26 protein-coding genes are annotated in these 26084 nt (G+C 32.9%); 14 read left to right on the plus strand and 12 right to left on the minus strand.

Going from position 1 to position 26084, the window contains the following annotated elements:
• Nucleotides 1-280 precede the first annotated feature (280 nt).
• The 5 genes from LPC11_RS09285 (at nucleotide 281) to LPC11_RS09305 (ending at nucleotide 5505) form a co-directional block, all read left to right on the plus strand.
• Nucleotides 281-1483, plus strand: a complete 1203-nt coding sequence (locus tag LPC11_RS09285) for an argininosuccinate synthase (protein WP_023374992.1) — start codon at nucleotides 281-283, stop codon at nucleotides 1481-1483.
• Entirely contained in the window at nucleotides 1476-2855 is a 1380-nt protein-coding gene (gene argH, locus LPC11_RS09290; RefSeq protein WP_231307227.1) for an argininosuccinate lyase, read from the plus strand. The genes LPC11_RS09285 and argH overlap by 8 nt, the downstream gene beginning before the upstream one ends.
• Nucleotides 2856-3046: 191 nt before the next feature.
• Nucleotides 3047-3985 (plus strand): glycerophosphodiester phosphodiesterase, encoded by a 939-nt coding sequence (locus LPC11_RS09295; RefSeq protein ID WP_023374990.1) that lies wholly within the window; start codon nucleotides 3047-3049, stop codon nucleotides 3983-3985.
• Between the two features lie 249 nt (nucleotides 3986-4234).
• A complete protein-coding gene (locus LPC11_RS09300; protein WP_171485026.1) occupies nucleotides 4235-5146 on the plus strand; it encodes a glycerophosphodiester phosphodiesterase in 912 nt (303 codons plus the stop codon).
• Nucleotides 5147-5211: 65 nt separating this feature from the next.
• The gene (locus LPC11_RS09305) at nucleotides 5212-5505 is read left to right on the plus strand and encodes a TfoX domain-containing protein (RefSeq protein WP_023374988.1); all 294 of its coding nucleotides are present in this window, start codon (nucleotides 5212-5214) and stop codon (nucleotides 5503-5505) included.
• An 87-nt stretch (nucleotides 5506-5592) separates the two neighbouring features.
• On the opposite strand, the gene LPC11_RS09310 is transcribed toward LPC11_RS09305, so the two are convergent.
• The 5 genes from LPC11_RS09310 to LPC11_RS09330 all read right to left on the minus strand — a co-directional run bounded on the left by LPC11_RS09310 (nucleotide 5593) and on the right by LPC11_RS09330 (nucleotide 11148).
• Nucleotides 5593-6837 (minus strand): Glu/Leu/Phe/Val family dehydrogenase, encoded by a 1245-nt coding sequence (locus LPC11_RS09310; protein WP_002450804.1) that lies wholly within the window; start codon nucleotides 6835-6837, stop codon nucleotides 5593-5595.
• A 108-nt stretch (nucleotides 6838-6945) separates the two neighbouring features.
• A complete protein-coding gene (locus tag LPC11_RS09315) occupies nucleotides 6946-8136 on the minus strand; it encodes an ornithine--oxo-acid transaminase (protein WP_023374987.1) in 1191 nt (396 codons plus the stop codon).
• Nucleotides 8137-8515: 379 nt separating this feature from the next.
• Nucleotides 8516-9643, minus strand: a complete 1128-nt coding sequence (locus LPC11_RS09320; protein ID WP_023374986.1) for an NADH-dependent flavin oxidoreductase — start codon at nucleotides 9641-9643, stop codon at nucleotides 8516-8518.
• A 230-nt stretch (nucleotides 9644-9873) separates the two neighbouring features.
• Complete coding sequence (gene ygs, locus LPC11_RS09325; RefSeq protein ID WP_023374985.1) at nucleotides 9874-10254, minus strand: S1 domain-containing post-transcriptional regulator Ygs; 381 nt, start codon at nucleotides 10252-10254, stop codon at nucleotides 9874-9876.
• Between the two features lie 300 nt (nucleotides 10255-10554).
• The gene (locus tag LPC11_RS09330; RefSeq protein WP_002467266.1) at nucleotides 10555-11148 is read right to left on the minus strand and encodes a peptidylprolyl isomerase; all 594 of its coding nucleotides are present in this window, start codon (nucleotides 11146-11148) and stop codon (nucleotides 10555-10557) included.
• A gap of 65 nt (nucleotides 11149-11213) precedes the next feature.
• Between LPC11_RS09330 and kapB the strand changes: the two genes are divergently transcribed.
• The 8 genes from kapB (at nucleotide 11214) to mnhG1 (ending at nucleotide 17494) form a co-directional block, all read left to right on the plus strand.
• Entirely contained in the window at nucleotides 11214-11594 is a 381-nt protein-coding gene (gene kapB, locus LPC11_RS09335) for a sporulation phosphorelay system protein KapB (RefSeq protein ID WP_023374984.1), read from the plus strand.
• A gap of 128 nt (nucleotides 11595-11722) precedes the next feature.
• A complete protein-coding gene (locus LPC11_RS09340) occupies nucleotides 11723-14146 on the plus strand; it encodes a Na+/H+ antiporter subunit A (protein ID WP_231307228.1) in 2424 nt (807 codons plus the stop codon).
• Nucleotides 14127-14555, plus strand: coding sequence for a Na+/H+ antiporter Mnh1 subunit B (gene mnhB1, locus LPC11_RS09345; protein WP_002450811.1), 429 nt, complete (start codon nucleotides 14127-14129; stop codon nucleotides 14553-14555). The genes LPC11_RS09340 and mnhB1 overlap by 20 nt, the downstream gene beginning before the upstream one ends.
• Entirely contained in the window at nucleotides 14555-14902 is a 348-nt protein-coding gene (gene mnhC1, locus LPC11_RS09350) for a Na+/H+ antiporter Mnh1 subunit C (RefSeq protein WP_002450812.1), read from the plus strand. The genes mnhB1 and mnhC1 overlap by 1 nt, the downstream gene beginning before the upstream one ends.
• Nucleotides 14889-16388, plus strand: coding sequence for a Na+/H+ antiporter Mnh1 subunit D (gene mnhD1, locus LPC11_RS09355; RefSeq protein ID WP_023374981.1), 1500 nt, complete (start codon nucleotides 14889-14891; stop codon nucleotides 16386-16388). Before mnhC1 ends, mnhD1 begins: the two co-directional genes overlap by 14 nt.
• A complete protein-coding gene (gene mnhE1 / locus LPC11_RS09360) occupies nucleotides 16388-16867 on the plus strand; it encodes a Na+/H+ antiporter Mnh1 subunit E (RefSeq protein WP_023374980.1) in 480 nt (159 codons plus the stop codon). Before mnhD1 ends, mnhE1 begins: the two co-directional genes overlap by 1 nt.
• Complete coding sequence (gene mnhF1, locus LPC11_RS09365) at nucleotides 16867-17160, plus strand: Na+/H+ antiporter Mnh1 subunit F (RefSeq protein WP_002450815.1); 294 nt, start codon at nucleotides 16867-16869, stop codon at nucleotides 17158-17160. The genes mnhE1 and mnhF1 overlap by 1 nt, the downstream gene beginning before the upstream one ends.
• Nucleotides 17138-17494, plus strand: a complete 357-nt coding sequence (gene mnhG1 / locus LPC11_RS09370) for a Na+/H+ antiporter Mnh1 subunit G (RefSeq protein WP_002467261.1) — start codon at nucleotides 17138-17140, stop codon at nucleotides 17492-17494. Before mnhF1 ends, mnhG1 begins: the two co-directional genes overlap by 23 nt.
• 63 nt (nucleotides 17495-17557) lie before the next feature.
• Here mnhG1 and bioB read toward each other — a convergent pair whose 3' ends face one another.
• Nucleotides 17558-18535, minus strand: a complete 978-nt coding sequence (gene bioB, locus LPC11_RS09375) for a biotin synthase BioB (RefSeq protein ID WP_104681666.1) — start codon at nucleotides 18533-18535, stop codon at nucleotides 17558-17560.
• A gap of 209 nt (nucleotides 18536-18744) precedes the next feature.
• On the opposite strand from bioB, the gene LPC11_RS09380 reads away from it, so the two are divergent.
• Nucleotides 18745-19905 (plus strand): NAD(P)-binding domain-containing protein, encoded by a 1161-nt coding sequence (locus tag LPC11_RS09380; RefSeq protein ID WP_023374978.1) that lies wholly within the window; start codon nucleotides 18745-18747, stop codon nucleotides 19903-19905.
• 43 nt (nucleotides 19906-19948) lie between these two features.
• On the opposite strand, the gene LPC11_RS09385 is transcribed toward LPC11_RS09380, so the two are convergent.
• The 6 genes from LPC11_RS09385 to LPC11_RS09410 all read right to left on the minus strand — a co-directional run bounded on the left by LPC11_RS09385 (nucleotide 19949) and on the right by LPC11_RS09410 (nucleotide 25817).
• On the minus strand, nucleotides 19949-20323 hold the full coding sequence (locus LPC11_RS09385) for a PaaI family thioesterase (protein ID WP_041613909.1): 375 nt from the start codon (nucleotides 20321-20323) through the stop codon (nucleotides 19949-19951).
• Nucleotides 20324-20344: 21 nt separating this feature from the next.
• Nucleotides 20345-21661, minus strand: coding sequence for a Na+/H+ antiporter family protein (locus tag LPC11_RS09390; RefSeq protein ID WP_023374976.1), 1317 nt, complete (start codon nucleotides 21659-21661; stop codon nucleotides 20345-20347).
• A 422-nt stretch (nucleotides 21662-22083) separates the two neighbouring features.
• The gene (locus tag LPC11_RS09395; RefSeq protein WP_023374975.1) at nucleotides 22084-23565 is read right to left on the minus strand and encodes a leucyl aminopeptidase family protein; all 1482 of its coding nucleotides are present in this window, start codon (nucleotides 23563-23565) and stop codon (nucleotides 22084-22086) included.
• 163 nt (nucleotides 23566-23728) lie between these two features.
• Entirely contained in the window at nucleotides 23729-24937 is a 1209-nt protein-coding gene (locus LPC11_RS09400) for an NAD(P)/FAD-dependent oxidoreductase (RefSeq protein ID WP_002450823.1), read from the minus strand.
• A gap of 262 nt (nucleotides 24938-25199) precedes the next feature.
• Nucleotides 25200-25559, minus strand: a complete 360-nt coding sequence (locus tag LPC11_RS09405; RefSeq protein WP_002466675.1) for a HesB/IscA family protein — start codon at nucleotides 25557-25559, stop codon at nucleotides 25200-25202.
• A 12-nt stretch (nucleotides 25560-25571) separates the two neighbouring features.
• The gene (locus LPC11_RS09410) at nucleotides 25572-25817 is read right to left on the minus strand and encodes a YuzB family protein (RefSeq protein ID WP_017637446.1); all 246 of its coding nucleotides are present in this window, start codon (nucleotides 25815-25817) and stop codon (nucleotides 25572-25574) included.
• Nucleotides 25818-26084: the final 267 nt, after the last annotated feature.

Consider the following 26084-nt stretch of genomic DNA (forward strand, 5'->3'; position numbering starts at 1 on the left):
GTTTGTATATGCTATTCAATTCACAAGTCTCTATTTTATATTTAAAAAGTGAATTTTCAGTGTCATCTTATTAAATCATCAAAACACCTTTAATCCATTATACAATTTTCTAAAAATTTAAAACTATTAAAAATACCTAGAAATAAGTAATTACATGCATTTAAGCTCAATAAACTTTAACCCAAAATGTATATTTATGTAGTTTTATGGTTTATTTTTCATCTAGAATTTGCTATGATGAATTTATATTAAAATTCTGAAAATAATTTGAGGTGTAAATATGAAAGAGAAAATCGTTTTAGCATATTCTGGAGGATTAGATACAAGCGTTGCAGTTCAATGGTTAATTGACAAAGGATACGACGTAGTCGCATGTTGTTTAGATGTAGGAGAAGGTAAAGATTTAGACCTTGTTCATGACAAAGCATTAAAAATGGGAGCTGTAGAATGCCACATCATTGATGCAACAAAAGAATTTAGTGATGATTATGTAAGCTATGCCATTAAAGGGAATTTAATGTATGAAAATGCATATCCATTAGTATCAGCATTATCTCGTCCCCTAATCTCTAAAAAGTTAGTTGAAATTGCAGAAAAAACAAATTCAGTTGGTATTGCTCATGGATGTACAGGTAAAGGTAATGACCAAGTACGTTTCGAAGTTGCAATCAAAGCACTTAATCCTAACTTAAAAGCATTTGCACCAGTAAGAGAATGGGCATGGAGTCGTGAAGAAGAAATTGATTATGCTATTAAACATAATATTCCAGTTTCTATTAATTATGATTCACCATATTCAATTGACCAAAATTTATGGGGTAGAGCTAACGAATGCGGTATTTTAGAAGATCCATATGCCGCTCCCCCTGAAGATGCCTTCGATTTAACTAATGCACTAGAAGATACACCTGATGAAGCTGACGAAATTATCCTTACATTTAAAAATGGTGTACCTGTTCAAGTTGATGGTAAAGATTACAATTTAGATGACTTGATCCTTTATTTAAATCAATTAGCTGGTAAACATGGTATTGGTAGAATTGACCATGTTGAAAATAGATTAGTAGGTATTAAATCAAGAGAAATCTATGAAACACCAGGTGCAGAAGTCATCTTAAAAGCACATAAAGCATTAGAAACAATTACACTTACTAAAGACGTGGCACACTTCAAACCCGTCATTGAAAAACAATTTTCTGAACAAGTGTACAATGGTTTATGGTTCTCTCCATTGACTGATAGCCTTAAGCAATTTATTGACAGTACACAACAATATGTTGAAGGTGACGTAAGAGTCAAATTATTTAAAGGCAATGCAATTGTAAATGGTAGAAAATCACCTTATACACTATATGATGAAAAACTTGCGACTTACACTAAAGAAGATGCCTTTAATCAAGAAGCTGCAGTAGGATTTATTGATATTTATGGTTTACCAACACAAGTCAATGCTATGTTACATGGAGGCTATAGTAATGAGTAATAAAGCTTGGGGAGGCAGATTTGAAGCGCAACCAGAAGAATGGGTTGATGAATTTAACGCTTCAATTGATTTCGATCAAAATCTAATCGATCAAGATGTACAAGGTAGTATAGCGCATGCTACAATGCTCGCTAATCAAAATATTATCAGTAAAGATGAAGCCCATACGATTATCGAAGGTCTAAAAGCAATACAAAAAGACGTGCATCAAAATAAAATAGAATTCAAAGCGTCATTAGAAGATATTCATTTAAATATTGAACATGAGTTGATTCAACGTGTTGGTGAAGCTGGAGGTAAACTTCACACAGGTAGAAGTAGAAATGACCAAGTAGCAACAGATATGCATTTATATACCAAAGAAGAAGTAAGTGGCATTATTGAATTAATTAAATCATTACAACAAACGATACTAACAATTGCTAAGCAACATGTCGATACGATTATGCCTGGTTATACACACTTGCAACGTGCACAGCCTATTTCATTTGCGCATCACATTATGACATATTTTTGGATGTTAGAACGTGATAAATCACGTTTCCAAGATAGTATGAAAAGAATCGATATATCCCCTCTTGGTGCAGCAGCATTAAGTGGGACAACGCATCCTATTGATCGTCATGAAACTCAAAAACTACTTAATTTTAGTGCAGTTTATGAAAATAGTTTAGATGCAGTAAGTGACCGTGACTATATTGTTGAAACGCTGCATAATATCTCATTAACTATGGTTCATTTATCAAGATTTTCTGAAGAAATTATCTTTTGGTCTACAGATGAAGCTAAATTCATTACTTTATCTGATGCCTTTTCTACAGGCTCATCCATCATGCCTCAGAAGAAAAATCCAGATATGGCTGAATTGATAAGAGGTAAAGTTGGACGTACTACAGGACATTTAATGAGTATGTTAGTAACACTTAAAGGATTACCATTAGCTTATAACAAGGATATGCAGGAAGATAAAGAAGGCTTATTTGATGCGATTCATACCATTAAAGGTTCATTAAAAATATTTGAAGGTATGCTAGATACTATGACGGTAAATACCAATCGTTTAACGGAAACAGTTACTAAAGATTTTTCAAATGCTACTGAATTAGCAGATTATCTTGTAAGTAAGAACGTTCCATTTAGAACAGCACATGAAATTGTTGGAAAAATCGTCTTAGATTGTATTAATAAAGGTATTTATTTACTCGATGTACCTTTAAAAGATTATCAATCACATCATGAAAGTATCGAAGCTGATATTTATGACTTTTTAAAACCTGAAAATTGTTTAAAACGTCGTAAGAGTTATGGTTCAACAGGTCAAGATGCTGTTAAACACCAACTATCAGTTGCACAACAATTAATGAATTCCTAATATATTTAACTGGGAGTGGGACAGAAATAATATTTTCTTAAAATTTATTTCTATCCTACTCCCTTTTTCTCCCCCAATTCTCTCCTCTTCCAATATAAATATCAAGACAACTGTTTTAAATTATAATTATATTGCCCATCAACTTATAGTATAATAATTAAGTATTCAATAATTATTAGAAAGGGCAATCTATGTTTAAACATTCTAAAATTACTCTATTATCAATATTTTTGATATTTATGTCTTTCATTTGTCTATTTATTTATACTAAGTTCCAAAACACCCCTGTTAAATCCGAACAATTCAATAACCAAACTAGTCAACACTCAAAATGGCATTCCAATCCCTCACACGAAAAATTTATATCGATTGCACATAGAGGTGCAAGCGGTTATGCTCCTGAACATACATTTAATGCCTATGATAAAAGTCATTATGATATTGGTGCCTCATACATTGAAATTGATCTACAAAGAACGAAAGACGGTCAACTTATAGCGATGCATGATGATTCAGTTGATCGAACTACTAACGGACAAGGCAAAGTCAAAGATTTAACGCTTGCACAAATTAAAGCACTTGACGCCGGTTCATGGTTTAATCAATTACATCCTAAAATGGCTAAATCAGAATATCAAAATGCCAAAGTACCAACCTTAGATGAAATACTATCAAGATATGGTAAACATGCTAATTATTATATCGAAACGAAATCTCCTAATGTTTATCCAGGAATGGAAGAACAACTTTTACAAACACTTCAAAAACACGGTTTATTAAATAAGACCTCATTAAAAAATGGTCATGTTATGATTCAATCCTTTTCTGAAGAAAGTCTGTTAAAAGTTCATCAGCAAAATAAGCAGATTCCATTAATTAGATTATTAAAAAAACACCAATTACAACAGTTAACGGATAAAGATTTAAAATATATTCGAAGTTATGCAACAGGCATTAGTCCAGAATATACTGACTTAAATGAATCTAACACTGTTCATTTAAAAGATTTTGGTTTTATCATACACCCTTTCACTGTTAATAAAATCTCTGATATGAAACGATTAAATCATTATGGTGTTGACGGGGTCTTTACCAATTATGCAGATAAATATAAACGTATATCACATTAAGTTAATTTCAGACTTCATAGCATAGATACTAATATTTTTAAGACTTAAACTATGTAAATCGTTTGTTAATTATTAATATATTTTGAACTGAATATTAAGTCTTTGAGAGTTATTTAATTATTCGGTAAATTCTATTTCTCAAATTTAAAAATATTGCCATGATAGTAATAACACTCAAATTGAAAGGATGTTATTACTTTGAAATTAAATAAATGGGTATCTGCCAGTATCGCAACACTAACTTTATCTATGATAAGTGTTAGCACTCCTGCAATTGCAAGCGGAGATGGACAATCAGCTCAAACTTCAGATTCAACTCAAGATCAAACTTCTAACAATACTAAACAAAGCCATTCACAATGGCAGAAAAATTTAACTGGTGAAGCTCACACTACTATTGCTCATAGAGGTGCAAGTGGTTACGCTCCTGAACATACATTCAATTCATATGATAAAAGTCACAATGAATTAGGTGCATCATACATAGAAATTGATTTACAAAGAACGAAAGATGGTCACCTCGTTGCTATGCATGATGAAACCGTTGATCGTACTACTAATGGACATGGACGAGTAGAAGATTATACCTTAGCAGAATTAAAGAAACTCGATGCTGGTAGTTGGTTTAACAAGCAGCATCCAGACCTTGCTAAATCAGAATATAACAATGCTAAGGTCCCTACTTTGGATGAAATTTTAAGTCGCTACGGTAAAAATGCTAATTATTATATCGAAACAAAATCTCCTGATGTTTATCCAGGTATGGAGAATCAATTAATTCAAAGCTTAAACAAACATGGTATGTTGACGGATCAATCACTCAAAAATGGTCATGTCATTGTTCAATCCTTTTCTGAACCTAGTCTACAAAAAATGAAACAATTAAATCCTAATGTTCCTTTAATTCGTCTATTAGATAAAGGCGAGTTGCCTTTCCAAAGTGAAGCAGACTTAAAACGTATTAAGTCGTATGCAGTTGGTGTAGGTCCTGAATATACAGATTTAAATGAAAAAAATACTAAGCATTTAAAAGATTTAGGATTTCTTATACATCCATTTACTGTTAATGAAGAAGCAGATATGCAACGTTTAAATAATTATGGCGTTGATGGGGTGTTTACTAACTACGCAGATAAATACAAAAATTTAAACCAAAAATAGCATTAATCATAAATCATTGTGTATACTAACGTTAGATTTATAATTAATTTAAGGGTTGTGAAAAAATGGCAACATCCGAAGATACACTCAATCGATTTATGCAAAACATTGACAATGACCATATTACGACTCGTAAAATGATGGGAGAATATATCATATACTTTGATAAAAGTGTAGTTGGTGGATTGTACGACAATTGTCTATTGATTAAATCTACAACTTCCTCATCTGAAATATTGAAAGATTGTAAAATGGTTTCTCCTTATCCCAATGCCAAGCAAATGATTCACTATCCAAATATTGAAGATAGCGAAACAATATTAAAAGTCTTGCAGCATGTTAAAAATGATTTAAAATAAACGACAAAAAAACATTCACTCATCAATTTCTGAGTGAATGTTTTTCTATTATATAAAAATGGGTTTAACCAATATTTATAAAGATTATTATGCCCAACCACGATATCTAGCTGCTTCTGCTGTACGTTTGATACCAACAATGTATGCTGCTAAACGCATATCGATTTTTCTGTTTTGTGATAACTCATAAATGGTATCAAAAGCAGTAATTAATTTTTCACGTAGTTTTTCATTAACTTCTTCTTCAGTCCAGTAATAACCTTGATTATTTTGAACCCATTCGAAGTATGATACTGTTACGCCACCTGCACTAGCTAAAACATCTGGTACTAATAAAATACCACGTTCAGTTAGAATACGTGTTGCTTCAGGTGTAGTAGGTCCGTTAGCAGCTTCAACCACGATACTTGCTTTAATGTCATTAGCATTTTCTTCAGTAATTTGGTTTGAAATCGCCGCTGGAACTAAGATATCACAGTCTAATTCAAATAATTCTTTATTTGAAATTGTCTCTTCGAATAAGTTTGTTACAGTACCAAAACTATCTCTTCTATCTAATAAATAGTCAATATCTAAACCATTAGGGTCATGTAAAGCACCGTAAGCATCTGAAATACCAACTACTTTAGCACCTAAATCATATAAGAATTTAGCTAAGAAACTACCTGCGTTACCAAACCCTTGGATAACAACTTTAGCATCTTTAAGATCCATGCCTTTACGTTTAGCTGCTTGTTCAATTGCAATAACAACACCTAGCGCAGTTGAACGGTCACGTCCTTGTGATCCGCCAAGTACAATTGGCTTACCAGTGATAAATCCTGGAGAATTGAATTTATCTAATGCACTGTATTCATCCATCATCCAAGCCATGATTTGTGAGTTAGTAAATACATCAGGTGCTGGAATATCTTTGTTAGGTCCTACGAATTGTGAAATCGCTCTAACATACCCACGTGATAATCGTTCAACTTCATGAATACTCATTTGACGAGGGTCACAAACGATACCACCTTTACCACCGCCGTATGGTAAATTGACAATGCCGCATTTTAATGTCATCCACATTGATAATGCTTTAACTTCTTCTTCGTCAACATCTGGGTGGAAACGCACGCCCCCTTTTGTTGGACCTACTGCATCATTATGCTGTGCACGATAGCCAGTGAATGTTTGTACTGTACCATCATCCATACGCACCGGAATACGTACTTGTAAAAATCTTAGTGGTTCTTTGATCAGGTCGTACATACCATCATCAAAGCCCAATTTATGCAAAGCTTCTTTAATAATTCCTTGAGTAGAAGTCACTAAATTATTATTCTCAGTCATGATCCTTTTCGCCTCTTTTTAACTAATGATTTCGCTTTCATTTATTATTGTAACACAACTTTGTCCTCTTTAAAGGGGTTGCAAAATGATTGTTACAACTTTTTGAACTTATTTAAATACTTGTTTAATTTTTTCAATCGCAAGGTCTAATTCTTCTTTCGTAATGACTAATGGTGGCGCAAATCGAATTACTGTATCATGTGTTTCTTTACATAATAAACCTAATTCTTTTAATGATTCACAGTATGGTCTTGCATTTTCAGTTAATTCAATTCCGATGAATAAGCCGCGACCACGTACTTCTTTAATAGACGGATGTTCGATTTTTTGTAATTCAGATTTGAAGTATTCACCTAATTCTAATGAACGACCAGGTAAGTCTTCATCTACAATAACATCTAAAGCAGCTAGTGATACTGCACAAGCTAATGGATTACCACCAAATGTAGAACCATGTGAACCCGGTGTAAATACATCTAAAACTTCTTTATCAGCTAAGACAACTGAAATTGGTAGTACGCCGCCGCCAAGTGCCTTACCTAAAATGTATACATCTGGTTTAACATTATCCCAATCAGTCGCAAATAGCTTACCTGAACGGCCTAACCCTGCTTGGATTTCATCAGCTATAAATAAAATATTATGTTCATCACATAATTCTCTAATTGCTTTTAAATAACCTTCTGGTGGCACATTGATACCGGCTTCACCTTGGATTGGTTCAACTAAAATGGCTGCAGTATTATCAGTAATAGCTGCTTTTAATTTTTCTACATCACCAAAATCAATTTTACGGAAACCATCTAATAATGGACCGTATCCTCTTTGATATTCCGCTTCAGATGATAATGACACTGGTGCCATTGTACGACCATGGAAATTACCATTGAAAGCAATGATTTCTGCTTTATTTGGTTCGATGCCTTTCACATCATAAGCCCAACGACGTGCTGCTTTTAATGCTGTTTCAACAGCTTCTGCACCAGTATTCATTGGTAATGCTTTATCTTTTCCAGATAATTCACAAATTTTCTTGTACCATTCACCTAAATTATCGCTATGGAAAGCACGTGATACTAAAGTTACTTTCTCTGCTTGGTCTTTAAGTGCTTGAATAATTTTAGGATGTCTATGGCCTTGGTTTACTGCTGAATATGCAGATAACATATCCATATATTTATTACCTTCCGGATCAGTCACCCATACGCCTTCTGCTTCTGCAATGACGATTGGAAGCGGTACGTAGTTATGTGCTCCATAGTGATTTGTTAATTCAATAATTTGTTCTGACTTAGTCATAATATCTCCCCTTTGTTTAATAAATACTAAAGCTAGTTACCAATATCATAACTGATTTCCAGTGGCTCTCAAACAGATTACATTAATATATTTCTAAATTTTCTAATTTTATTAAAATTGCAATTTTTTCTATCTCTTATTACAACATGTATTACTTAATATTTTATGTTTTGAAAGCCCTTACAAATATAATGACACATGCCCACTATGTTGTACAAGTAAAAGTTTAAAAATTCGTCATAATATATCTTTTAATGTTTCAAAAACCTTATATCGACAGCTATTATTAATTTTAAAATTTACTAAAAATTCTATAAAAGCCCATATAAAAAGCTAGAAAATAATCATTAGTCACTGATATTTTCTAGCTTTAAATATATTATTGATCTTTTCTAGGTAAAGGATAAAAACCATTATTAAATTGTTGCCATAATTTAGGTGGTAATTCATGATTGTCTTCTCGTTCTGGATCAAAATAACTTAAGATTTCAGATTCTCTACCTTCTTTTATCTTTCCTACAAAATCATAATCAAGTAGTATTTCACGTCCTAGAGCAACTAATTCCACTCCGACATCTTCAACTGCATTTAATGCATCATCTGCTGTAAACACTGAGCCTATACCGATTAATGGCATACGACCATTAATCCATTTGTGAATCAGTTCTAATCTATTTTGTCCTTCATACTGTCCTTCACGCGTTTTAGAATAAATATCCATAATTGATACATGAATATAATCTATGTCTTTTTTAGTTATTGCATTAACCAATTCTTCTGTAATATCCATCGTAATACCTGGTGATTCCGCTTCTTCTGGAGATAAACGATATCCAACAATGAAATCATCAGATGCATATTCTTTTTTCGCTTTAAGTACTTCATCAATGACTGCCATTGGGAATTTCAAATTCTCAGCCCAAACATCGTTTCTTCTATTATAGTAAGGTGAGACAAATTGATGGATTAAATAATGATTAGCACCATGGATTTCAACACCATCAAATCCAGCTTCTATAACACGTCGTGTTGCCTCGCCGAAATCTTTAATCGTTTGTTCAATTTCTTCTGATGTCATTTCTCTTGCATCATGTTCTTGTTTTTGACCGAAACTTTTTAATGAAATTGGACTTGGAGCAGCTACATCGCCATTAGGAGTCAATTCAGGTAATGCTTGAGCCCCGCCATGATGAATTTGAACTAATGCTTTAGCACCATTTTTCTTCATCGCTTGCGCAAGTTTTTTTAGACCTTCCATGTCTGAGTCATGAGCTACTGATGGTTGTCCAGGAAATGCCTTACCAAGATCACTCACATTACTTGCTGCATTAATCGCTAATCCAACATCTTTAGCACGTTTTTCTATATATGTTAATTCGACATCTGAAATTGTGCCATCATCATTAGATGAAATATGTGTTAAGGGCGCTAAAACAAACCTATTTTTTAATTCAACCCCATTTGGCAATGCCACGCTTTCAAATAATGAATTATATTTGTTATTCATAACTCTACCTCCAGATTAATAATAATGGAGACTATAACACGAAAAAATTTTATACACTATTAATTTGCTTATACTATTTTTTAAATGAATGATGTTCAGCTTTCTAGAAGATGTATATTTGTTAAATTTTCTCAATGAAAAAACGATAATATCCATCATAAAATAGATACTATCGTTTTATATCATCCCTATATTTTTTGTATAAATATAACGAATATAATTACGTCACTTTATTCTTGACGTATAGTACGTTTAGACCGTTTGATCCAGACCGGTAAGCGTTCTTCAAGTGTTTGAAACCCATACTTTTCTGTTTCTTTTATTTCATCTAGCACCGACTGTTTTTCTTTCTTACGTTCATAATTTTTAAAGTAATCATTATCTTTTAAAGACAAGTTGAGTTTACCTTCTTCATCGATTGATAAAATCTTAGCTTTTACGACTTGTCCTTCAGATAGAAATTTCTTCAAGTTATGGACATAATCATCCATGATTTCAGAAATATGGATAAGTCCTTCAGTATGGTCAGGGGTCTCAACAAATGCGCCATACGGTTGAATACCAGTCACACGTACCTTAATATGTTGACCTTCTTTGTAGTGATTATTCAACTTGATAACCCCTTATTTCGTTTTTCTTAACACTATTATCATAGCATAAAACAAATTAAGGGACTAACTATAACGTTGAATTTTTTGAATTATTTTGAAATAGATTCTGTGGAACTATTTTCATCATCATAATCATCATAATAAATTTTCCGATAAAATGTTGCGCACTTCTGTATTGTAAAACATACAAAAACTTCACGATTAAAGTATGATTTTACTTTAACGTGAAGTTTCTAATCTTGAGTTAATTGGAATTATCCTAAAAACATTTTGGCGAATCGTTAAATGTTAACAGTCACCTTATTCGGTAACATCGATAGATTCGATAACTACATCATGTACAGGTTTATCTTGAGGTCCAACTTTCGTATTTGCAATGTCTTCTAATGTGGTTTCACCTTCAACAATTTGACCAAATACAGTATGTTTTTGATCTAACCAAGGTGTACCTCCATTTTCGCCATATGCTTTGACGATTGGCTCTGGCCAACCACCATCAGCTAATTGACTTAACATATTTTGTGGTACCTCTTTCATTTGAACAATAAAAAATTGTGACCCGTTTGTATTTGGACCAGCATTAGCCATAGATAATGCACCGTATAAATTAAATGCTTCTAATGAAAATTCATCTTCGAATGCACCACCATAAATACTTTCGCCACCCATGCCAGTTGCAGTTGGATCGCCGCCTTGCACCATAAAGTCATTGATAACGCGGTGGAAAGTTACACCGTCGTAGTAACCATTTTTAGCATGTGTAACAAAGTTTTCAACTGTTTTAGGTGCAATGTTAGGGAATAACTTAAATGTCATGTCACCTTTGTTTGTATGCATTACAACTTTAATTTCATCTTCTTGTATCTCTTTATTTAACTGAGGATAGTTCGTCATTAAAATTCTCCATTCATGTTATGATATACGTATATATTAACACATTTGAAAGGAAGTAATATAGCATGTTATATCGATTTTCTCATAAGACTGGAAGCTACGGTGTTTCAATTAAAGAAGACAACGGTGATGACGTTTTAGTTCAAGTAGAACAAGTTATCAAACATCCTAAACAAGGAGATTTACACAATCCTAATGAATCGACAGGTGTATTTTTCCATGAACGTAAAGCATTAAGCCATTTTGAAAAACGATACGCTAAGCGTTCACAATTACGTGATTTTAATGTCGAAAAAATGTCATATGAAGATTCTCTTCAACAAGCTATCTCAAATTTAGAAGCGCAATTAAAAGAAAAAAATGATGCACATGCTCATCGCTCATTACAAAATTTAGAACAACTTAAAGATGATTATTCTATTCAATATAAACAAAAATTTCACTAAAAAATGACGTGTTTCTTCTTATTTAACAGTAATAGAAATTCAGTGATTTCAAGCGTTCAGACGTTTTTCAGAATGATATGATTCATGTATAATGAATATCATAAACATTTTTAAAGGAGGACAATTTAATGAGTTTGTTACATATTGCGGTTCTATTACCGTTAATATTTGCACTCATTATTCCAATCCTATATCGCTTCTTCAAAAGAATTCACATAGGTTGGTTTGTATTACCTGTCCCCGTCGTCTTATTCATATATTTCTTATCCTTTATTACGACTACTATGTCAGGTAATACCGTAATGAAAACTTTTAAGTGGATGCCACATATCGGTATGAATTTTAACCTATATGTTGATGGATTAGGGTTGTTATTCAGCTTACTGATAACTGGTGTCGGCAGTTTAGTTGTCTTATACTCCATTGGTTATTTAAGCCAATCAGAACAATTAGGGAATTTTTACTGTTATTTATTACTTTTCATGGGTGCAATGTTAGGCGTTGTTCTTTCAGATAATCTTATTATCTTATATTTATTCTGGGAGTTAACTTCGTTTTCAAGTTTTTTACTTATCTCATTTTGGAGAGAGAAACAGGCTTCCATTTATGGGGCACAAAAATCATTAATCATCACAGTTTTTGGAGGACTTAGCCTTTTAGGAGGCATCATTTTACTTTCTGTTTCATCAGATTCATTTAGTTTACATTATATTATTCAACATGTAGCAGAAATACAAAACAGTCCATTCTTTAACCTAGCTATGATATTTATTTTAATTGGTGCATTTACTAAATCAGCTCAAGTACCTTTTTACATATGGTTACCAGATGCAATGGAAGCGCCAACGCCTGTTAGTGCTTATTTACATTCAGCAACAATGGTTAAAGCTGGTTTATATTTAATAGCAAGAATGACGCCCATTTTTGCTGTATCACAAGGTTGGATTTGGACAGTTACATTAGTTGGACTAATTACTTTATTTTGGGCCTCTTTAAATGCTACAAAACAACAAGATTTAAAAGGCATACTAGCCTTTTCAACTGTGTCACAACTTGGAATGATTATGTCTATGTTAGGTATGGGCGCAGTTAGCTATCATTTTGAAGGTCAAGATAGTCAACTTTATGCAGCCGCCTTTACTGCAGCTGCGTTTCACTTAATTAATCACGCTACATTTAAAGGTGCGTTATTCATGATAACTGGTGCTGTCGACCATAGTACCGGAACACGTGATATTAAGAAATTAGGCGGTTTATTAACTATTATGCCTATATCATTCACGATTACCGTTATTACTTCATTAAGTATGGCAGGTGTACCACCTTTTAATGGCTTTCTATCTAAAGAGAAATTCTTAGAATCAGTCATTGCGTTAACACACGCACATGTGATGAGTCTTAATACATTAGGCGTCATCTTCCCAATACTTGCAATTATCGGAAGTATTTTTACATTTGTCTATTCAATTAAATTTATTATGCATATATTCTTTGGAGAATATAAACCTAATCAATTACCACAACAAGCTCATGAAGCTTCTATATTAATGCTTATTTCACCATCAATATTAGCTATATTAGTTATTATTTTTGGTTTATTCCCAGGAATATTGACACAATCCATTATTGAACCAGCGACAACATCAATGAGTCAAACGACTCAAGTAAGCGCCGAGTTCCATTTATTCCACGGTATAACACCTGCATTCATGACTACTATTTTTATCTATATCGTCGGTATTGTACTCATCATAACGTTTGCTTATTGGATTAAATTATTACAGTCACAACCTAATCAACTGACACTTAATTATTGGTATGATCGTACTGGTAAAATAATGCCAATGTATTCTAAAAATATGACAAATAGCTATGTAACTGAATCTTCACGAAATAATCTCGTGATTATCTTTGGTTTATTAATTTTATTAACTACAGTTATTTTATTAAGTGTGCCATTCACAATTAATTTTAAAGATGTCAGTCGCATTAGAATATTTGAAGTAGGTATCATTGTATTACTTGTCATTGCATCGTTTTTAATTATCTTTGCTAAATCTCGTTTATTTAGCATTATTATGTTAAGCGCTGTCGGTTATTCTGTTTCAGTGTTATTTATATTCTTTAAAGCACCTGACTTAGCATTAACACAATTTGTTGTAGAATCAATTTCTACCGCGTTATTTTTACTGTGTTTCTATTTCTTACCTAACCTTAACCGTTACAACGAAACACGATCATTTAAAATTACAAATGCTTTAATTTCTGCTGGTGTTGGCCTTGTTGTTACGATTTTAGGGTTAATTGCGTATGGTAATAGACATTTCGAATCAATCACTCACTATTACCAAGATCACGTTTACGATCTTGCTTCAGGTAAAAACATGGTTAATGTTATTTTAGTGGATTTCCGTGGCATGGATACTTTGTTCGAATCATCAGTTTTAGGTATCGCAGGTTTAGGTATTTATACAATGATTAAATTACGTATGAAACATCAACATCGTTCAGAAACAAGTGAGGTGAAACGTCATGAACAGACAGAAAAATGATTTAATGTTCCAATATACAGCAGTCATCATTTTCTTCATGGTTATGATGTTCGGTTTTTCACTATTTCTAGCAGGTCACTATACACCAGGTGGCGGTTTCGTAGGAGGCTTATTGTTCTCAAGCGCCTTGGTTGTAATTGCCATTGCTTTTGATATCAAGACAATGAGACGTATTTTTCCAATTGATTTCAAAATATTAATTGGTATCGGATTATTATTTTGCGTTGGTACTCCAATGGCAAGTTGGTTTATGTCCAACAACTTTTTTACACATGTCACATTTGACATACCTATTCCATTGCTAGCGCCCATGCATATGACTACCGCTGTATTCTTTGATTTCGGTGTCTTATGTGCCGTAGTGGGAACTGTAATGACTATTATTTTATCGATTGGAGAGAACGAATAGTGGAAATTATAATGATATTTGTTAGTGGTATCCTCACAGCAATTAGCGTCTATCTCGTTTTGTCTAAGAGTTTGATACGAATCATTATGGGGACGACACTACTAACACACGCAGCAAATTTATTTCTAATAACTATGGGCGGATTGAAACATGGCAAAGCGCCTATTTATGAAAAAGGTACACAAAGTTATGTTGACCCAATCCCACAAGCACTTATATTAACAGCCATCGTTATCGCTTTTGCTACTACTGCTTTCTTTTTAGTTTTAGCATTTAGAACTTATAAAGAACTTGGTACAGATAACGTTGAAAGTATGAAAGGAGTTCCAGAAGATGTCAGAGAGTAATATGTTAGCTCTTACTTTAGTTGTACCAATTCTGACGGCAATATTACTCGTCTTCATTGGAAAAAGACCACATATCAAACGTTATGTCGCATTGGCAGGTACAATGATTACATTAATTATTGCAATACTTAATTTAAAAAATGTCTTACAAGACGGACCTATTAAATTAGAATTAGGTTCATGGAAAGCACCATATAGTATCGTTTTTGTATTAGATATCTTTAGTGCACTATTGATTATTACGAGTATTATCATTACCGCACTCATCATCTTATATTCCTATCGTTCTATTGGTGTTGAAAGAGAAACGTTTTATTATTATTTTTCTATTATGTTTATGCTTATAGGTATCATCGGTGCATTTACAACAGGTGATATTTTCAACTTATTCGTATTCTTTGAAGTATTCTTAATGTCATCCTACTGTTTATTAGTTATTGGTACGACAAAGATTCAATTACAAGAAACGATTAAGTATATTCTAGTCAATGTTGTATCGTCATCATTCTTTGTTATGGGTGTAGCGATACTATACTCTGTAGTAGGTACATTAAATTTAGCGCATATTAGTCAACGTTTGAATGATTTATCAGCACATGAAAGTGGCTTAGTAAACATTGTATTTATATTATTTATATTTGTCTTTGCTACAAAAGCTGGTGTCTTCCCTATGTATGTTTGGCTACCAGGCGCATACTATGCTCCACCTTTCGCTATTATTGCATTCTTCGGTGCTTTATTAACGAAGGTCGGTGTCTATGCAATTGCTAGAACTTTAAGCTTATTCTTTAACAATACAGTAAGTTTTTCCCACTATGTCATTTTATTCCTAGCTATTATGACGATTATATTTGGTTGTGTAGGTGCAATAGCCTACTACGATACAAAGAAAATCATTCTATACAATATTATGATTGCTGTTGGCGTTATTTTAGTTGGCGTTGCTATGATGAATGAAGCAGGTATGATAGGTGCTATTTATTACACTATTCATGATATGTTGGTAAAAGCATCACTATTCTTACTCATCGGAGTCATGTATAAAATCACTAAAACTACTGATTTACGTCAATTTAGTGGTTTGATCAAACAATATCCAGTACTGGGTTGGACCTTCTTCATTGCTGCTTTGAGTCTTGCCGGAATTCCACCTTTAAGTGGTTTTTATGGGAAGCTATATATTGTACAAGCTACATTTGAAAAAGGCTTTTACATCACTGGTATCGTTGTCTTATTATCAAGTTTAGTTGTCTTATATTCAGTCATTAGAATTTTCTTAAAGGGATTCTTCGGAGAACCGAAAGGGTATGACGTCACAACTAAAGCGAATACGTTTGGTATGACTACCGTATCTATTGTAGCTGTGATTATTACTGTGATATTCGGTTTATCAGCAGATGTGTTATACCCTATCATTAAAGAAGGCGCAACAACATTCTACGATCCAACTATTTATATCAATAGCGTATTGGGGGGTAAATCATAATGGCAGTCCAAATTGTTATCAATTTATTAGTCTCAATCATTTGGTTACTTATCTCTGATAGTTATACACTTAATAATTTCGTATTAGGCTATCTATTTGGTCTCATTTTAGTTTACCTACTCCATCGTGTGATGCCTGGTAAGTTTTATCTAGTACGTATTTACAGAATGATTAAATTAGTTTTCATCTTCTTATTAGAATTGGTTAAGGCAAATTTAGATGTGTTGAAAATTATTTTAAAACCACATATTTCAAATAAACCTGGATTTTTTGTCTATCACACAGATTTGAAAACGGATTGGCAAATAGTACTACTTTCTAACCTCATTACACTAACACCAGGTACTGTCGTACTTGGAATTAGTGATGATCGTACGAAAATTTATATCCATGCCATTGACTTTAGTACTACTGAAGATGAAACAGAAGGTATCAAATCTTCATTAGAAAAAGTAGTTAGAGAGGTGGGAGAACAATAATGATTACCAAAACATTAATAATTATTGCATTAGTTATTGTCGTATTATCGATGTTAGCGATGTTAGTTAGAGTGATTTTAGGCCCATCTCTAGCTGATAGAGTGGTTGCTTTAGATGCAATGGGACTACAATTAATGGCAGTCATTGCCCTTTTTAGTATTTTAATGGATATCAAATATATGATCGTTGTTATCCTTCTAGTTGGTATTTTAGCCTTTTTAGGCACTGCTGTATTTTCAAAATTCATGGATAAAGGTAAGGTGATTGAACATGATCGAAACCATCATCATTAGTATTTCAATTATCTTAATTATGATTGGTGCACTCATTAGTGCAGTAGCAGCTATTGGATTATTAAGACTTGAAGATGTTTATTCACGTGCACATGCCGCAGGAAAGGCATCTACTTTAGGTGCTATGAGTTTGTTATTTGGTGCCTTTTTATACTTTATTGTCAAAGATGGTTATACAAATATGCAGTTGATTATAGGGATTATCTTTGTTCTAATCACTGGTCCACTTTCAAGTCATATGATTATGAAAGCAGCCTACAATATTAAAACACCATACAGTAAAAATACTAAACTAGATGAAATCAAAGACGATTTAAAAGATAAAAAATTATAGAAATAAACAGCCAATCGAGATGTTATGCATCAACCGGTTGGCTGTTTTTTATTAGTAATCATTTTATGAGTTATCGTTATTGACTATATCTATTTCAAATCCTAAATCTTCTAACATGTCGTAATCCAATTGATTGGGTTGTCCTCCAGTAATTAAATAGTCTCCAACAAAAATTGAATTGGCAGCTTGTAAGGCTAAGGGTTGTAGTGACCTTAAATTCACCTCTCGTCCACCTGCTACTCTAATTTCCTTAGAAGGATTGATTAATCTAAACATCGAAATAATTCTTAAACACTTGATAGGGTTTAACTCATCCATATCTCCAAATTTAGTGCCTTTAATCGGGTGTAAAAAATTAATAGGTATACTATCAGCATCTATCTTTTTTAATGCTAAGGCCATATCAATGATATCTTCATTTGATTCTCCCATACCACATATTACGCCTGAACAAGGTGATATATGATGTTGTTTCATAATCTCAACTGTATTAACACGATCTCTATACGTATGCGTTGTCACTACATTATCGTGGTATCGTTCACTCGTATTAAGATTATGATTATAACGATCGACACCTGCTTTTCTTAATCGTTCAGCTTGTTCTTCATTTGTTAACCCTAGACACGCACAAATTTTTAATTGAGGATGGATACTTTTAATTTCTTCAACTGTATCACAAATATGTGTAACTTCTTTATCACTTGGACCACGGCCACTCATCACAATACAATATGTCCCAATTTGATGTTCTTGTGCAACATTGGCACCAGCTTTTATCTGTTCTTTATCAATCAAACGATATCTTTGCTTTTGCTTCATTTCTCTAGATTGACCACAATAACCACAGTCTTCAGGACAAATACCACTTTTAGCATTTAATATCATATTTAATTTAACACGTTTACCATAGTAATACTTTCTAATGTTATACGCTTCATGTAATAAATCAAATGTATCAAAACTTTCATCTTCAAATATACGAATCCATTCTTCTTTAGTAAAATGCTCATTATTTAAAATTCGTTCTGATAATGTCATCAGAAGTCCCCCTCCTACAAAAAATAATCATTTAATATATCTAAAATCATCAACCTATTTTAGTATAATGTAAACTTTTTACAATTTAAAGTTTACATTTAGAGGGACAAAGATCACTTTAATATGAAAATTGTATTCATGTTGAGAATATGCTACAATTTATAAATCGAAATAATTACGTTTTATAAAAATAGGAAAGAGTTGATAGTATGCATTGGACCATTATTGGTGGTGGCATTCAAGGAACAACGATAGCTTTAAAATTAAGACAGGCTGGTTTAGATGCTAAAGATTTAACAATTATTGATCCTTATCGTACATTATGCGAACAATTTAATAGTTATACACATCGTATTAGTATGCCTTTTTTAAGATCACCTTTTGTACACCATATACATCCAAAACCATTTCATTTAAAGCAATATGCTAAATTAAATCAGTATACAGGTGCTACTTATGGACCTTATAAACGTCCTCAACGTGATATGTTCATGCATCATACACATGAACTCATCCATCAATATCGTTTGAATGAAAGTCATATTCAAGGTTCAGTAAAGCATATACATCGCAATCACCATCAAGATTGGGAATTAGAATTAAACGATGGCCGAATAATGTCAACGCAGTATTTAATTATTGCGCATGGTTGTAATCATCGTGCCTACATTCCAGAAATGTATCAACAGCAACCCGATATTCAACATATTTTTGATGAAGAGGAATCACAAATTAAAGAACAACAAACATCTCATGTTGTAGGTAGTGGTATATCTGCTGCGCATTTAGTACTAAAATTACTTAATAATGATGACAGTAAAACAATACATTTATGGCTTAATAAAGAAATTGAAATTCATGACTTTGACGCTGATCCAGGATGGTTAGGCCCCAAAAATATGAACACATTCTTAAATATTGATTCTTCTGAAGAACGAATGCGTATTATACAAACAGAACGTCATAAAGGTTCGATGCCTCATGAATTATACCTACGCTTAAAGAAAAAGATGAGCCAAGGTCGTTTAATCATTCATAAAAATGAGATTGAAGATATTAAAAATCATCATATCGTTACGTCAAATGGCACTATGTTTTATGATCATATCTTATTGGCTACAGGATTTGAAAATACTGTAATGTCACAACCTATGATTCAAGATTTAGTTTTACAATGTAACGCCCCGATTACGCAATGTGGTTTTCCAGACATAACACATGAACTAGAGTGGTTACCTCATTTATTCGTAGCAGGAGGCTTAGCTGATTTAGAACTAGGACCTTTTGGGAGAAATATTATGGGTGGTAGAGAGGCATCAGAAAGAATTTACCATGCATTTATTCGGCTACAAAAACAACTCGCATCATAAAATAATAAAAGCTACCGTTTCAAAATGAAACGGTAGCTTTTATTTATTTCAAGGCTTTAATCGCCATTGTCCCTCGCATTATACTGATTAACTGATTATTGTCATTTTTAATTTCAATATTCCATACTTGTGTTGATTTGCCTTGATGAATAATGGTAGCAATTGCAATGACTTTACCTTCTTTAACTGAATGAATATGATTGGCATTCATCTCTAAACCTAATGGAATATATTTAGAAGTATCAATTAAGTTTGCTGCACCTAGCGAGCATGCAGTTTCACCTAAAGCTAAACTTGCGCCGCCATGTAGATAACCAAATGGTTGTTTCACTTTATCTGTTACAGGCATTGAAATGACAACTTTACCTTCTTCTTCAATTTCAACATTCATTTCAAATGTTTCTAATAAATTGGTCAATCTAACACCCCTCTTTTTATACTATAATACCATGGCTGCAATCGTACCAAAAATAATTAATGGGATATTATAGAATAAAAAGTTTGGAATACAAGTATCTCTAATATGATCGTGTTGACCATCCATATTTAATCCTGCTGTAGGTCCTAATGTAGAATCACTTGCAGGTGAGCCAGAATCACCTAACGCACTTGCAGTACCAATTAACGCTATTAATGCCATTGTATCTAATCCAATAGAAGCACCGAATGGAATAAACAATGAGGCGATAATAGGTATTGTGGCAAATGAAGAACCTATACCTAACGTCACAATCAATCCGATAATATACATCACTACAATACTAATTAACTTGTGGTCTCCAGTGATGCTAGTTAAACTTTTAACTAAACTATCAATATCTCCAGTAGCATTCATAACACCAGCAAAACCATTGGCTGTTAAAATAACCACACCAATATAGGCCATGATTTTAATACCATCTACAAATTGCTCGTCTAATTCATACCAACTATATGCACGTGATACGAAGAATACAAGTACACCGGCTAAGGCACCGAAAATCATTGAATCTGTTAATGTTTGTACAATAAATGTCGCTAAAATGGCAATGACAGTTACGACTAATATATATGGTTTTAGTTCAGTAACAGTTGCTCTATCATTAATATTTCTTTCTTCATATTTTCTAGGCTTACGATAGTATATTAGCCCTAGGATTAGACCTACAATATAGCCCATTGAAGGAATCAGCATTGCTTTCCAAATCATATTAAATTCGATAGGATGGTGCGCCTTTTGGAACCCGCTTTGAATAATTTGGTGGAATATTTGACCAAATCCATATGGTAGTAACACATATGGCCAACATAAACCAAATCCAATAACCAAACCGATTAAACGTCTATCCATATTTAAATCATTAAATAGACTTAATAATGGTGGTATTACAATTGGAATAAATGCAATATGTACAGGTATCAAGTTCTGGCTCATAATACTCATTGCTAAAAGTGCAACGATAATAATCACTTTCACCTTAACTCTTGAAAGTCGACTATTTTCAGAGTGAATGGCTTTAATTATTTTACCAACTAAATAATCGGTAATACCACTATAGGAAATTAAAGCGGCAAATCCACCTAATAATGCATAACTCAGTGCGACTTCAGCACCATCAACAATATTTTTACCAAATATATTAATGACCTTTTCAAGGCTCATGCCTGATAGCATACCACCAACTAACGCACTGATAAATAAACTAATTACTACGTTCAACCTACATAAACATAAAATAATCATTAAAATAACAGCAATCACTACTGCATTAATCATACGCAAAACCATCCTTTACTACTCTATCGAACTAAAGTATTTATGCATAATATCATAGCAACTCAATATTATAAAGTCAATACGAAATTGAAATCTGGTTTAAATAACCATTTCACAAATAAAAAAGGAGTGGGACAGAAATAATAAAGAACCACTAATCATTTATGATGTAGTGGTTCTTACCCATTAGCCACAGCTAATGGGTACTTTAAAATAGGAATACATGAGTGAAACTCATGCATAAGAAATACTAATTTCTAAAGAAAAAGTATTTCTTTATCGTTGTCCATCCCCAACTTACATTGTCTGTAGATTTTCATTTCGAAATTCTCTATGTTTGGGGCCCGTCCCCCCGCCAAGGTTGACTAGAAAGGAATGTAACTTGAACTATATATTTATGTCCTAGCCTGTTAATATAATTATTATAGGGTTTTTAACCATTCAACAATCGTTGGAATCATATAGCCAGTTGGGCCTTTCGGACCTTTATATGACATTTTATTTGTCGTTGCTGGACCTGCAATGTCAAAGTGCAAATGAGGCACTGAACCACTAAAATGACTAATAAATGAAGCGGCAAATAAGGCTTTACCTTGTCCATTTGTGTGATTGACTAGGTCTGCAACATCACTATTTTTAATTAACTGTCTTTCTGTATTTGTAATAGGTAATTCAAACACTTGTTCATCAACAGTTTTAGAAATATTTAAAATTGTATTTAATTGCTCTTTGGCATTCGATTCGAACGCTGCAGCCTTATCTTCGCCCAGAGCTACAATTGCCGCACCTGTTAATGTGGCAAAATCTAAAATAACTTGAGGCTGAAATTGTGTTGCATATGCAACAGCATCACCTAATACTAAACGACCTTCAGCATCTGTATTGAGCACTTCAACTGTTTCACCACTTAATGCGGTATAAACGTCATCTGGCTTCATTGCCTTGTCATTAATCATATTTTCTGCAGAAGCTATGATACCTACAATATTAATTGGTAAAGCTAATTGACGTGCAACATCAATCATGGCAACAACATTAGCGGCACCACACATATCAAATTTCATCGTTTGCATTCCTGTTTTACTTTTAATACTGTAGCCACCTGAATCATAGGTAATACCTTTTCCTACTAAAACAATCGGTTTCTCAGTAGTTCGACCACCTTCATATCGCATTGTAATAACTCTAGGTTCATGAATTGATCCTTTTCCTACTGCATGTATCAATCCAAATCCTTCTGATTGTATTGACTGACCATCTTTAATATCTACTTTCACAGATGAGTCTTTAAAACGTTGTACGACAAGCTCAGCAAAATATTGAGGTGTCAATAGATTAGGAGGAATCTGACTAAATTCACGTGCTAAATTAATTGCTCCCCCTATCGATCTACCTTCTTGTATTTTAGTTTCAATCGTCTCAAGGTCATGATCAACATTAACGTATAAATCTGGCTGATAAGGTGCACGTTTATCAGATTTATAATTATCAAACTGATAAATGGCTTGTTCACTTTGTAAACCTAACGTTTTAGCCACTACATCGTCTTCCATATATTGACTTAAAAATGAGGTTAATAACATTTCTGCTTCTATAATATGTTCTTGTTTTAAAAACTGAAATACATTTCCCCAAACTTTTAAATAATCAGCATAAGTTAATTCTTTAATATTACCTAAGCCAACAGTAACAAGACGCTTAGGTTGTTGTTGAATATAGATTATTGACGTCGATATTTTTCCAGTTGCCCCCTGTATAATATGATTTTTCTTTAATAGATTTAAGTCATCCATTAATGCTTGTTCATGATACACAATATCCTCTAATTGATTAATATGTTCAGGTACACCAATAATTAATGTATGTATATCATCTTGGTTAGTAGAATTAATATGAATATTCATAATACGGTCTCCTTTTTGATGATTTTAATTCAAAATCAACTATCTTTATCATTGATTATTGTTACGCCACTCTTTATACAATTGTATAAACTATTATTTATATTTAAGCATACAAAAAAGCCTCCAAACTTTTAAGTAAGGAGGCTTCATTTATCATAAAAAGTTAGAATTTACCTTTTTTGAATGCAAGACCTACGCCACCGATTTTGAATACGGCACGAGTGTCGATAACTTTCTTCATGAAAGCAGCTTTTTTACCAGTAATATCTTTACCGTAAACAATACCTACACCATCATGAGAACCTAATGAACATACTGTACCACGATCAACATATTCAAATTCTTCTTTAGCTTCGCCATTTAAGATATGTTTAATGTTTTTAGCAACATGTTCACCTTGTTGCATTGCGATTTGAGCTGTTGTTGGTAATGGACGTTCTTCACCAGCTGGGATAAATGCAGAAACATCACCGATTACAAAGATATCATCATGACCTGCAATAGTTAGATCTTGATTAGTTACAATACGGCCACGTTTAACGCCTTCAAATGATTCTTCCATTAAGTGGCTACCGCGTACACCTGCAGTCCATACTGATGTACCTGCTTCTAATTGTTGTTTTTCACCATTTACTTCTACTACGAAACCTTTTTCGTTACAAGCAACGATTGGTGTAGCAATTTTAAATTCTACGCCACGGTTTTCTAAGTAGTTTACAGCATGGTTAACTAAGTCATCTGAGAACATTGGTAACATTTTAGGTGCTGCTTCAACACAAGTGATTTTCACTTTGTTTTGGTCAATACCATATTTGCTACATAATTCAGGAATTCTATCAGTTAATTCACCTAGGAATTCGATACCAGTAAATCCAGCACCACCAACTAAGATTGATAAATCTTTGTCGTCTTTCTCTTTAGAAGCTGCATAATTAGCGAATTTATCTTCGATATGACGAGATAATTGACGCGTAGTTAAAACATTTTCAATTTGGAAAGCGTGATCTTTCATTCCGTCAATACCAAATGTTTCACTAACAAATCCTAATGCTACAACTAAGATATCGAAATCATAGATGCCTTTGTCAGTTTCTACTTTTTTAGCATTACGGTCGATTTTAGTAACTTCTGCAGTTACGAAGTTCACTTTGTCTTTTTTCAATACACTTTCAACTGGGTATAATAAATCTTCATAATTAATTGTACCTGCTGAAGCTTCATGTAACCAAGTTGCTTCGTAATGATAATCATTTTTGTTAATTAGAGTGATTTCCGCTTCTTCTGCAGAAAGTTCTTTTTGTAATTTAGTAACAGTTTGTAAACCTGCATAACCCGCACCTAAAACTAATACTTTTTTACGTTCTTGAGCCATTGTTTTCACCTAAGCTTTCATAATATTTTAACTCCAGTGTAACATAATTAAAAATACATAAACTTTAATTAAAGTCTTGCTTTTTAACCACGTCAACACAGTAATTATTACGTCTTTTTTCTTTAAGCTATATCTCGTGAAGTTCACAGAAAAGACAATATTTAATCCAAGTTTAATTCTATAGCTTTTACACAATATTTTCAAGCGACAATAGTCTACTTTGTGAAAAATTTAATTTATTGGATTAAAACCGTCATATCGCCTAGCAATCTTCTGGGTTACCTGCAACTTTAGCAGTTCTAAATGAACTACCGCAACCACATGAAGCAATGGCATTTGGATTATCAATTTGGAAACCGCCACCCATTAGTGATTGTTTGAAATCAATAGTAGTGCCGTTTAAGACTGGGGCATCATGTTTGTCTACTAATACTTTCAATCCAAAGAATTCTAATACTTCATCGTTTTCACCTGGTTCAGCTTCTGCCGACATACCATAAGTCAATCCTGTACATCCACCACCATTGACTTTGATTTTAAGATAACCATCAGGCATATCATTACTTTCTAACATGTCTTTCACTTCATAAGCTGCCGCTTCAGTTAAAATAACTGTTTGCATTGCCATAACCTCCTATAATAAATTCGTAAAATCATTTTCTTCTATATGTTTATATATATTATTTAACAAATCGTCCGGTGTATCTCCTTCAACAATATCACCATCGACCAGTGCATACAAGCCGTCGGAGCATATACCACAATTTTGTAAGCATCCATATTCTAATACATCTATATCGGGATCATTTTCTAACTTTTCATAAACCACATCTCCACCTTTAGCCATATTGGAAATGCAGAATTCAACTAACGGAAACATACGACACCCTCTCTATTACAATAGTTATAATATTATAACAAACAACAAGTTAATATGACTATCATTGAGCTTAAAATGTTAAAAATGGAAAAGTTTGCTAATAAAACAATATATTCAATTTAATTCGATATATATTTGTAGTCAATTTGAAAAACCGATATAATAATCATATAAATACATAGTCATATAAGATAAGATGGTTAAAGTTTTGTTCATTTCCATCATTTTTTTGGGCAAAAATGCTTAATATGACATTAGTCTGAAGGG

Source organism: Staphylococcus sp. HL28, from assembly GCF_021117155.1.
In the GTDB taxonomy this organism is placed as follows: domain Bacteria; phylum Bacillota; class Bacilli; order Staphylococcales; family Staphylococcaceae; genus Staphylococcus; species Staphylococcus warneri.